5 protein-coding genes are annotated in these 6,758 nt (G+C 72.2%); 4 read left to right on the plus strand and 1 reads right to left on the minus strand.

Features of this window, described 5'->3' with window-relative positions:
* Both I4I78_RS28100 and I4I78_RS28105 read left to right on the plus strand, forming a co-directional pair.
* The coding region (locus I4I78_RS28100) for a VanW family protein (RefSeq protein WP_218614520.1) at positions 1-2,062 on the plus strand (2,062 nt) is incomplete at its 5' end.
* A gap of 90 nt (positions 2,063-2,152) precedes the next feature.
* Positions 2,153-2,578: a CBS domain-containing protein gene (locus I4I78_RS28105; protein WP_218614521.1), complete on the plus strand. Its 426-nt coding sequence runs from the start codon at positions 2,153-2,155 to the stop codon at positions 2,576-2,578.
* An 89-nt stretch (positions 2,579-2,667) separates the two neighbouring features.
* On the opposite strand, the gene I4I78_RS28110 is transcribed toward I4I78_RS28105, so the two are convergent.
* Positions 2,668-4,503, minus strand: coding sequence for an acyl-CoA dehydrogenase (locus I4I78_RS28110; protein WP_218614522.1), 1,836 nt, complete (start codon positions 4,501-4,503; stop codon positions 2,668-2,670).
* Positions 4,504-4,742: 239 nt separating this feature from the next.
* Here I4I78_RS28110 and I4I78_RS28115 point away from each other — a divergent pair, with 239 nt between their 5' ends.
* Together I4I78_RS28115 and I4I78_RS28120 are read left to right on the plus strand one after the other, a co-directional pair.
* Positions 4,743-5,852 carry an N-acetylmuramoyl-L-alanine amidase gene (locus tag I4I78_RS28115; protein ID WP_218614523.1) on the plus strand — a complete coding sequence of 370 codons (1,110 nt, stop codon included), beginning with the start codon at positions 4,743-4,745 and terminating at the stop codon, positions 5,850-5,852.
* A gap of 9 nt (positions 5,853-5,861) precedes the next feature.
* Positions 5,862-6,758, plus strand: an 897-nt coding sequence (locus tag I4I78_RS28120) for a class I SAM-dependent methyltransferase (protein ID WP_218614524.1), incomplete at its 3' end; no start/stop codon positions are given.

Here is a 6,758-nt window from a genome sequence, read left to right on the forward strand (position 1 = left end):
TCCCACCGAGGCCCCGCCCGGAAACGGTTCCGGCAACGGCCCGTCCGTCGGCGGCACGGAGCTGTTCGGTTCCTGGGACGACGAGAGCACCCGCGTCCTCCCCCGGGTCCCCGGCTCGGCCGACGCCTCGACCCAGCGGATGCGCGCGGCGAGCCCGGCGCCCGGAGCAGGCACGGCCGGGTCCGGAGCGGGCGTGGCCGGGGCCGGAGTGGCCGGAGCCGGAGTGGCCGGAGCCGGGGCCACCGCCGCGATGGCCGCCGCCACGGGCCCGACCGCCCGGGTGCCCGGCGGCCCGGGCGCAGGCGGTCCCCCGCCTGCCGCGCCCGGCCCGTCCGGTGGCGGTGACGGTCCCACCGGCGACGACCCGGACGCAGGCGGCGGGTCGGGCCGTCGCCCGCGCCGCACCGGCCTCCTGATCGCCGCCGTCGTCATCGGGATCGTCGTTCTCGCCTACCTCGGCGACCTGCTGTTCAGCTCGGGCAGCGTCCCGCGCGGGGTCACCGTGGCCGGTCAGAACATCGGCGGGCTCTCCCGCGCGGCCGCGATCGAGCAGCTGCAGACGGCGATCGAGCCGCGCTCGAGCCGGCCGGTCCAGGTGACCGCGGGCCCGGTGCGCAGCGAGATCGACCCGAAGACGGCCGGGCTGTCGGTGGACTACGCCGGCACGCTCGACCGGGCCGGCGCGCAGCCGCTGAACCCGATCACCCGGATCTCCTCGTTCTTCACCAACCGCGACGTCGGTGTCGTCAACAAGGCCGACGAGCGCTCGGTGCGCACCGCGATGGAGCAGCTGGTGCCCGTCGTCGACCGCGAGCCCAAGGACGGCACCGTCCGCTTCGAGGGACTGAACCCGGTCCCGGTCGAGCCGGTGCCCGGTCAGCGCCTCGACGTGGACAAGGCCGTCGGCACGCTGGAGCAGCAGTGGGCCACCGGCGCGCCGGTCGCCCTGCCGCTGATCATCCAGCAGGCCGCGACCACCCCGGGCGACGTGCAGACCGCGATCGACGAGGTCGCGAAGCCCGCCGTCTCGGCGCCGCTGACGGTGACCGGCGAGGGCGCCAACGCCACCGTCGCCCCCGAGGACATCGCGCAGGCACTGACGTTCAAGGCCGACCCGAACGGTGCCCAGAAGCTCGTCCCGCAGATCAACGTCGAGTCGATCACCGACGTCGTGACCCCGCAGCTGGAGAAGACCGAGAAGCCCGGCGTCGACGCGACGCTGGACTTCGCGTCCAACCCGCCGAAGGTCGTCCCCTCGCAGGACGGGCGCGGGATCGACTACAAGGCCTCGTTCGCGAACCTGCTTCCGGTGCTGACCGGGCCCGGTCCGCGCACGGTGCCCGCGATCTACACCGTGAAGCCGCCGGACATCACGACGGCGAAGATCCAGTCCCTGGGCAGCGCCGGCGAGATCAGCACGTTCACCACGGGTGGCTTCTCCCCCGACTCGGGGCAGAACATCAAGCGGGCCGCCGAGGCGATCGACGGCCAGATCGTGCAGCCCGGTGAGACGTTCAGCCTGGACGGCGCGACCAACCCGCGCGATGCCTCCCGCGGCTACGTCGAGGCCGGGATCATCGAGGACGGCGCCCCGGCCCGTGGGATCGGCGGCGGGGTGTCCCAGCTGGCCACCACGCTCTACAACGCCTCCTACTTCGCCGGCATGGTCGACGTCGAGCACAAGGAGCACAGCTACTACATCAGCCGCTACCCGGCCGCCCGGGAGGCCACGGTGTTCGACGACATCATCGACGTGAAGTTCCGCAACGACGGCCCGACCGCCGTGCTGATCAAGACGGCCTGGACGCCGAGCAACGTCACGGTCAAGTTCTTCGGCACCAAGCGCTACGACGTCAGCTCCTCGTCCGGGCCGCGGACGAACTACACCGACCCGCAGGTCGTGACCATCCCCCCGGGCCAGCCGTGCAACGCGAGCAAGGGCTCGCGGGGCTTCACCGCCACCGACACCCGCACCATGCGCGACGTCACGACCGGGGAGACGACCAGCAAGACCCGCACCGTCAAGTACAACCCGCAGCCGATCGTCCGGTGCGGCGGCTAGGCCACCCGGCCTCCTTCGGGGGCTGACGAGACGCGGGTCACGTCCCTAGACTCCGACACTCCACTCCGGAACCAGCGAACGGGGCGCGAGATGCGGATTGCGGACGTACTCAGCGGCAAGGGTGCTCAGGTCACGACGGTCACACCACACACCGCGGTGTCCGAGGTGTTGCGGCTGCTCGCCGAGCACAACCTCGGCGCACTGCCGGTGGTCGATGCCGACCGGTTGGTCGGCATCGTGTCCGAACGCGACGTCGTGCGGCGGCTGCACGAGCGCGGCGTCGACCTGCTCACGGTGACCGTCGCCGAGATCATGACCAGCGACGTCGTCACCTGCGACCCGCACGACGGGGTCGGCGAGCTGGCCAAGATCATGACCGACCGCCGCTTCCGGCACCTGCCGGTGATCGTGGACGGGCGCCTGGCCGGCATCGTCTCGATCGGCGACCTGGTCAAGGCGCGGATCGACATGCTGGAGCAGGAGCGCGAGCAGCTCGAGTCCTACATCGCCCAGTAGGCCCGGCGCGCGACGGACCGTCGCGCGGCGGGCCCGGGAACGACGACGGCCGGGTGGGGAGCCCGCACCCGGCCGTCGTCGTCCGCAGGTCAGAAGCTCGCGTCCGCGAGCTCCATCAGCGCGTTGTCGGCGTTGTCGATGATCGCCTTCTCCGAGGTCAGGCGGGGCAGGACCGTCTTGGCGAAGAACGACGCGACGCCGACCTTGCCCTGGTAGAAGGCCTCGTCCCTGGGCGACAGCCCGTCCGAGCCGAGCGCCTCCAGCGCGACCGCCGCCTGGCGCAGCAGCAGCCAGCCGACGAGCAGGTCACCGACGGCCATCAGCAGCCGCACCGTGTGCTGGCCGACCTTGTAGAGGTTCGTGACGTCCTGCGCCGCGCCGTAGAGGTAGCCGGTGAGCGTGCCGAGCATGCCCTGCACGTCGGTCAGCGCGGTCTTGAGCAGCGCCCGCTCCTCCTTGAGCCGGCCGTTGCCCGCGTCGGAGTCGACGAACGCCGCCACCTCGCCGGCCACGTGCGCCAGCGCCTGCCCGTTGTCCCGGACGATCTTGCGGAACAGCAGGTCCAGGGACTGGATCGCGGTGGTGCCCTCGTACAGCGAGTCGATCTTCGCGTCCCGGATGTACTGCTCGATCGCGTAGTCCTGCAGGTAGCCCGAGCCGCCGAGGGTCTGCAGCGACTGGATCAGCTGCTCGGTCGCCCGCTCCGAGCCGACGCCCTTGACGATCGGTAGCAGCAGGTCGTTGACCTTCTCCGCGAGCACGGTGTCCTCGCCGGTGAACTGCGCGACGCGGATCTTGTCCTGGTAGGTCGCGGTGTAGGTGTAGAGGGCACGCAGACCCTCGGCGTAGGCCTTCTGCAGCATCAGGCTGCGGCGCACGTCGGGGTGCTTCGTGATCGCCACCCGCGGGGCGGTCTTGTCCGTCATCCGGGTCAGGTCGGCGCCCTGGACGCGCTCCTTGGCGTAGTCCAGCGCGGTCAGGTACCCGGCCGAGAGGGTGCCGATGGCCTTGGTGCCGACCATCATCCGGGCGTACTCGATCACCTGGAACATCTGCGCGATGCCGTCGTGCACCTCGCCGAGCAGCCAGCCCTGGGCGGGGACGCCGTGCTGGCCGAACGTCAGCTCGCACGTGGTGGACGCCTTGAGGCCCATCTTGTGCTCGACGTTGGTCACGAAGGCGCCGTTGCGCTCGCCGGGGGCGCCGGTCTCGGGGTCGAAGTGGAACTTCGGCACCAGGAACAGCGACAGGCCCTTGGTGCCGGCCTTCGCGCCCTCGGGGCGGGCCAGCACCAGGTGCATGATGTTCTCGGTGATGTCCTGCTCGGCCGAGGTGATGAAGCGCTTCACGCCGTCGATGAGCCAGGTGCCGTCCTCCTGCTGGACGGCCTTGGTGCGCCCGGCCCCCACGTCGGAGCCCGCGTCCGGCTCGGTGAGCACCATCGTCGCGCCCCAGGCGCGCTCGATCATGAGCTCGGCCCAGCGCTTCTGCTCGTCGGTGCCGTTGGCGTGCACGACGCCGGCGAAGTTCGGGCCGGCCATGTACATGAACACGGCCGGGTTGGAGCCGAGCATCATCTCGGCGGCGGCCCACTGAACCGACGGCGGGATGCCGTAGCCGCCCAGCTCGACGGGCAGGCCGAGGCGGAACCACTCGCCGTCCCAGAGGATCTTGTAGGCGTCCTTGAGGGCCTGCGACGTGGTGACCGAGAACGTCTTCGGGTCGTAGACCGGCGGGTTGCGGTCGAGGTCGGAGAACGACTCGGCCAGCGGACCGGTGCACACCGCGGACAGCTCGGCGAGCACGCCCCTCGCGGTGTCCTGGTCGACGCCCTCGAAGGGCCCGGTGCCCAGCGTCTCCTGGATGCGGAAGACCTCGAACAGGTTGAACTCGAGATCGCGCAGGTTGCTCGTGTAATGGCCCATGTCGCTCGCACCGCCGTTCGCGCTCTGGCCCGGACCGATCCACTTACCGGCCGGTAACTTCGACCAGAATATTACTGACCGGTAACCAAATCAAGGTCGGATCCGCCGGGCGTTCGCACCTGTTCGTGTGCGCAGGTCGACGGCGTGGTGCGGTGGCCGTCGGCCGGGGCGTGCCTGATGATCTCCGTGGGACGCAGGGGGCCGACGTGACTCCTGTGCCATCGCCTGCGGAGGTCGTGATGGACGGTGCTCGGCTGACCCGGCGGGGTGTGCTCGCGGCCGGTCTGGCGATGGGGGCGTCCTCGGCCCTCGCCGGTCCGGCGTGGGCCGGTGAGACCGCGCGGCCCGCCGGCGGTCCGCCGTCGACCGAGGGCGCACCGGCGCCGTTCATCGTCAGCTGCCCGGGCTGGGGTGCGCGCCGCCCGAGCTCGCCGGTGAAGATCTGGGACCGTCGACCGATCCGGATCCTGGTGCACCACACGGCCACCGGCAACGGCACCGACTACTCCCGCCCGGCCGCCGACCGGCTCGCCCGGGCCGTGCAGAACTACCACATGAACAACAACGGCTGGCTCGACTCGGGCCAGCACTTCACGATCAGCCGTGGCGGCGTCGTGCTCGAGGGGCGGTCACTGAGCCTGGGCATGCTCAACGAGGGCCGCCGCCAGGTCGAGGGCGCGCACTGCACCGGCCAGAACGTCATCGCGGTCGGGATCGAGAACGAGGGCATCTACACCGGGGTGGACCCGACCCCGGCGCTGTGGAACTCGCTGCGCGCCACCTGTGCCTACATCTGCTCGCGGTACGGCATCGCGCCGACCGAGCTCTACGGCCACCGCGACTACAAGAACACCGCCTGCCCGGGCGACCGGCTCTACCGGATGCTGCCGCGGCTGCGCGCCGAGGTGGGCGCCACCCTCGGGCGGCGGGTCTCGCGCACCGAGGCGGAGAAGGCGTCCTGGCCGCTGCTGCGCCCGGGCGCCACCGGGCCGGACGTCACCGCGGCCCAGTACCTGCTGCGCGACGCCGGCGCCACGAAGGCGAAGCCCACCGGCCGGTTCGACGAGGGCACCGCCGACGCCGTGCGGACGTTCCAGGTCGCGCACGGCGCCGAGGACGTCAACGGCATCCTCGGCGGCGAGTCCTGGCCCGAGCTGGCGCGCACGGTGAGCCGCGGGCCCGGTCGCCACGGCGGCGACGCCTGGCGCGCGGTGGACGTCCTGGCCGAGCACCGCCGGGTGGAGAGCGTGCCGGACCGCGTCACCGCCCCGGTCTGGCAGCGCCTGCTCGGCACCGGCGGTACGCCGGTGCGCCCGGTCACCGATCCGGCGGGCACGGCCCGTCGATAGGCTCGCCCGGTGCTGACCTCCTGCCCGGCCTGTCACGCTCCAGCGGCTGACCCGTTCTTCGAGGTCGCCGGCCTGCCGGTGCACGGGACGGCGGTGCTGCCGGACCCGGCGCAGGCGCGCGCGGTGCCGGTCGGCGACCAGGTCCTGGTGCTCTGCGAGCGCTGCGGGATGGTCTTCAACCGCGACTTCGACTCCTCGCTGCTCGACTACACCGGTGCGCACGAGGAGTCCCAGCACCACTCCCCCCGCTTCGCCGCCTACGCCGCGGAGATCACCGCGGACTGGGTCGCGCGGTTCGGCCTGGCCGACCGGCACGTGGTCGAGGTCGGCTGCGGGTCCGGGGACTTCGCCGCGGAGCTGCTCGACGCCGGGGTCGGCCGGGTCACCGGGATCGACCCGCACTTCGCCCCGGAGCGGGTCCGCCCCGAGCGGGCCGGACGGCTGAGCGCGGTGCCCGAGCCGTTCGCCGCCGGGCAGGTCGAGCCGGGCACCGCCGCGCTGGTCTGCCGGCACACCCTCGAACACATCCCGGCGCTGTCGCGGTTCGGCGACGAGCTGGTCGCCGGGATGCGCCGGGGCGGCACGGCGACGCTGCTCGCCGAGGTGCCCGACCTCGGCCGGATCCTCACCGAGGGTGCGTTCTGGGACCTGCAGTACGAGCACTGCTCCTACTTCACCCCGGCCACGATGCGCGGGTTCCTGACCGGTCTCGGCTTCGTCGAGCCGGCCGTGCGCACCACGTACTCGGACCAGTACGTCGTGGCCGAGGCCACGCTCGGCAGCGGTGACGCGGCCACCCCCGAGCTCACCGCCCCCGAGCTGGACGCGCTGCGTACCGGCTGCCACGACTTCGCCGAGCGGGTGTCGTCGCAGGTGCAGAGGTGGCGCGGATGGCTGGCCGAGCGG

The sequence above is a fragment of the Pseudonocardia sp. KRD291 genome, from assembly GCF_019263595.1.
GTDB lineage: Bacteria > Actinomycetota > Actinomycetes > Mycobacteriales > Pseudonocardiaceae > Pseudonocardia.